Origin of the sequence: Kitasatospora putterlickiae (genome assembly GCF_039527695.1) — a bacterium.
In the GTDB taxonomy this organism is placed as follows: Bacteria; Actinomycetota; Actinomycetes; order Streptomycetales; family Streptomycetaceae; genus Kitasatospora; species Kitasatospora putterlickiae.
Window position 1 is genome coordinate 8,382 of record NZ_BAAAKJ010000102.1, and the last position, 3,769, is coordinate 12,150.

Below are 3,769 nucleotides of genomic sequence, written 5' to 3' on the forward strand. Positions count from 1 at the left end.
TCGCCGACGGGCTGATCGGCCTGCCGCTGTGCAGCGCGGCCTTCGCCGAGGAGGTGGTCCGGCCCACCCTCGCGGCGGCGGCGAAGGAGGCCGGACGGGAGCGGCCGGTCCCGATCACCGGGATGACCATCTGCGCGGTCGGCGAGGACCCGGCCCGGGCGCGGGTGCTCGCCGCGACCCAGCTGGCGGTGTTCGCGTCCCGGGCCTCGGCGGCCCCGCTGATCGCCTTCCACGGCTTCGAGTCCGAGGTCGCCGCGATCCGCGAGGCGTTCGCCCGGCGCGACATGCCGGGCGTCGCGGCCGCCGTCCCGGACCGGATGCTCGACACGCTGACCGTGCACGGCACGCCCGAGGAGGCCAGGCAGCGGTTCGCGGCCGGCTTCGACGGCGTCTACGACGAGGCGCTGCTGTTCACCGCCGGCAAGGGCATGCCGGAGGGCGGGTTCGAGGAGAGCCTGCTGGGTGTCTGCGAGGCCTTCGGGGACTGACCGGCCCGCCCGTCGAACTCGGGCAACACGGAAGCAGTCCGGCGCCGCCGGCCACCCCTACGCTCGTGGCCACAGCCCCAGCCCACCGGGAGGGACCCATGAACATCTACCTGTCCGGCCAAGGGGCTTTCGCCGTCACCGTGGCGGAAGCCCTGGTCGAGGAGCACGAGATCACGGGGGTGGCCGCGCCGCGCCAGCGCAAGCGGCTGGCCCCCGGCCAAGGCCCGGAGGACGACCCCAATCCGATGACCTGGGACCGGCTGCGCTCCTGGGCCTTCTCGCGCGGCATCGACTGGACGCCGTCCACCGACCTGCGGGCGCACCACATACCGGACGGGACCGACATCATCCTGGCCGCGCACTCGCACGCGTTCATCGGGCGCAAGACCCGCTCCCGCGCCCGGGTGGCCGCGATCGGCTACCACCCGAGCCTGCTGCCGCTGCACCGGGGCCGGGACGCCATCCGCTGGACGATCCGCGACGGCGACCGGGTGACCGGCGGCACCGTCTACCACCTGACCGAGCGCACCGACGCGGGCCCGATCGCCGCGCAGGAACACCTGCTGGTCCCGCCCGGCTCCACCGCCGAGTCGCTGTGGCGCGAGCACCTGACACCGCTCGGCGTGCGCCTGATCCTGCGGGTGGTGAGCGACCTGGCGCGCGGCTACCGGGTCGAGGTCGAGCAGGACGAGTCGCTGGCCCGCTGGGAGCCCGCGATGGGCGTCGCCCCGCTGTTCAAGCCCGAGCTGATCGAGCTGCCCGCCCCCGGCGCCGGCGCGGTACGCGGTGACCGGTGGGCGCTGAACGGCTTCTGACCCCCCGCCGGCCGCCGGAGGCGGTACGGTCGTCCGGCCGCGCGGCTACCATGGCCGCGACGAAGGCCGGAAGGGGTACGCGGTGACCACAGAGGACGACTTCGACCGCCGCATCGCGCCGTACCGGTCGGAGCTGCTCGCCTACTGCTACCGGATGCTCGGCACCGTCCACGACGCCGAGGACCTGGTCCAGGACACCTATCTGCGCGCCTGGCGGGCGCGCGGGCAGTACGACGAGGCCCGGAGCTCCCTGCGCACCTGGCTCTACCGGATCGCCACCAACGCCTGTCTGACCGCGCTGAAGGGCTCCGGCCGGCGGCCGCTGCCGTCCGGTCTGGTGACCGAGACGGACCCGCTCAGGCCGCTGGTCCGCGGCGACGACGTGCCCTGGCTGCAGCCGTTCCCCGACGCGCTGCTCGGCGCCGGCGACCCGGCCGGCACCGTGATCGACCGCAGCAGCCTGCGGCTGGCGTTCGCCGCCGCGCTCCAGCACCTGTCGGCGCGCCAGCGCGGCGCGCTGATCCTGCGCGACGTGCTCGGCTTCACCGCGTCCGAGGCGGCGGAGATCCTCGGCGCCACGGTGGTGTCGGTGAACAGCTCGCTGCAGCGGGCGCGGGCCCGGCTCAAGGAGACCGGGACCACGTACGAGTGCCTCAGCGAGCCGCCGGCGGCCGAGCAGCGGGCCTGGGTGGACCGCTACGTGAAGGCCTTCGAGAACGCCGACGTGGAGAGCCTCAAGCGGCTGCTCACCGAGGACGTGCTCATGGAGATGCCGCCGATGCTCAACTGGTTCACCGGCCGGGAGAACTACGGCCTGTTCATGCACTGGGTGTTCGAGAAGTCCGGGACGGACTGGCACCTGGAGCGGATCGGCGCCAACGGCCAGCCCGGCTTCGCCGCCTACCGGCGGACCGAGGAGGGCTACCTGCTGCACACCCTCCAGGTGTTCACCGTCACCGCCGGGGGCATCAGCCGCACCTCGGTGTTCCAGGACCCCGAGGTGTACGCCTCCTTCGGCCTGCCGGCCGGGCTCGACGCCCGGGGGCTGCCCCGGGGCTGACCCGCGCTCCCCGACCGTCCGACAGGGCACGCTGGGAGGAGTCGGCTCCCGGCGGCCCGCCGGACACTGGTATCCGCACCTCTCCCGGACATCCGCCCCCGTCACCGGTGTCGCGCGGCTCGGACCAGATCGAAGGAGCGAACCCCCATGAACGACCGTCTGAAGCGGTACCGCCTCCCGGAAGCCGCGCCCACCGCCGAGCAGCGCGAGTGGCTCGACCGGGTCGACCAGATCGCCCCGGTGGTCGAGGCGCACCGGGAGGCCGCGGAGCGCGACCGGAGGATGCCCGGGGAGGTCTACGCGGCCCTGCGCGACGCCGGGTTCACCCGGATGTGGGTCTCCCGGGCGTTCGGCGGCGCGCAGGTGTCGCTGACCGCCGGGATGTACGCGCTGGAGGCGCTGGCCCGGCTGGACGCCTCGGTGTCCTGGCAGATCGGCGTCCAGGGGGCGATCGGCCGGTTGTCCGACTACCTGCCGGAGGAGACCTCCCGGGAGCTGTTCCAGGACTGCGAGGGCTTCGCGGTCGGCGGGGTGAAGCCGTCCGGCCTGGCCGAGCCGGTGGACGGCGGCTACCTGCTGCGCGGCGAGTGGGCGATGGGCTCCGGCTCGGCGCACGCCGACTGGATGGTCTGCACGGCGCTGGTCTGCGAGGACTGGCAGCCGGTGCGCACGCCGGCCGGCCCGGACATCGTGATGCTGTACGTGCCCGCCTCCGAGGTCCTGATCGAGGACACCTGGTACACCGTCGGCCTGCGCGGCACCGGCAGCAACCACTTCCGGGTGGAGGAGCGGTTCGTCTCCGAGGCGTACGCCGTCCGCAAGGGCCGGATGGTGCAGGCGCCGCCGGAGCGGGCCTCCCGGGCCTACCCCATCGGGTACTTCGACTTCGGCCCGTTCTCCACCGCGCCGGTCGCGCTCGGGGTGGCGCAGGACGCGCTGGACGCCTTCTACACCACCGCCCACGCCAAGACCCCGGCCAGCGGCACCCGGACGCTGGCCGCCAACCACGTCGTCCAGGAGCGGTTCGCGCGCGCCGAGGCGGCGCTGTACTCGGCGCGGCTGCTGCTGTTCGAGGCGGCCCGGCAGGTCGAGGAGTCGGGGACGGCCGGCGACGACCTCAGCTCGCTGGTGCGGCTCGCCTCGGCGACCGTCGGCGAGGCCGCGACGGCGGCGGTGGAGGCCGCGTACACGCTGGCCGGGACGACGTCGATGTACGCCACCAGCCGGCTGGAGCGGGCCTTCCGCGACATCAACGCGGTCACCAAGCACATCGCGCTGTCGTACTCGCACTTCGAGACGGTCGGCGCGTACCTGCTCGGCGAGCACCCGCTGGTGATGCGCCGCTAGGGCTTGTCTGACAATTCCCGCCGCGCGCACGACGCCGGGCATCCCGCCTGGACGCACCG

Annotated in this window: 4 protein-coding genes; all 4 read left to right on the forward strand. The window is 74.0% G+C overall.

Translation table 11 applies throughout. The annotated features are described in order from the left end of the window. Nucleotides 1–53: 53 nt before the first annotated feature. The 4 genes from ABD308_RS39645 (at nucleotide 54) to ABD308_RS10895 (ending at nucleotide 3,710) form a co-directional block, all read left to right on the forward strand. Nucleotides 54–488 carry an LLM class flavin-dependent oxidoreductase gene (locus tag ABD308_RS39645; RefSeq protein WP_425554738.1) on the forward strand — a complete coding sequence of 145 codons (435 nt, stop codon included), beginning with the start codon at nucleotides 54–56 and terminating at the stop codon, nucleotides 486–488. A gap of 98 nt (nucleotides 489–586) precedes the next feature. Continuing rightward, nucleotides 587–1,303 (forward strand): formyltransferase family protein, encoded by a 717-nt coding sequence (locus ABD308_RS10885; RefSeq protein ID WP_344331638.1) that lies wholly within the window; start codon nucleotides 587–589, stop codon nucleotides 1,301–1,303. Between the two features lie 82 nt (nucleotides 1,304–1,385). Continuing rightward, nucleotides 1,386–2,363: a sigma-70 family RNA polymerase sigma factor gene (locus ABD308_RS10890; RefSeq protein WP_344331639.1), complete on the forward strand. Its 978-nt coding sequence runs from the start codon at nucleotides 1,386–1,388 to the stop codon at nucleotides 2,361–2,363. A 147-nt stretch (nucleotides 2,364–2,510) separates the two neighbouring features. Further along, nucleotides 2,511–3,710 (forward strand): acyl-CoA dehydrogenase family protein, encoded by a 1,200-nt coding sequence (locus tag ABD308_RS10895; protein ID WP_344331641.1) that lies wholly within the window; start codon nucleotides 2,511–2,513, stop codon nucleotides 3,708–3,710. The last annotated feature ends 59 nt before the right edge of the window (nucleotides 3,711–3,769 follow it).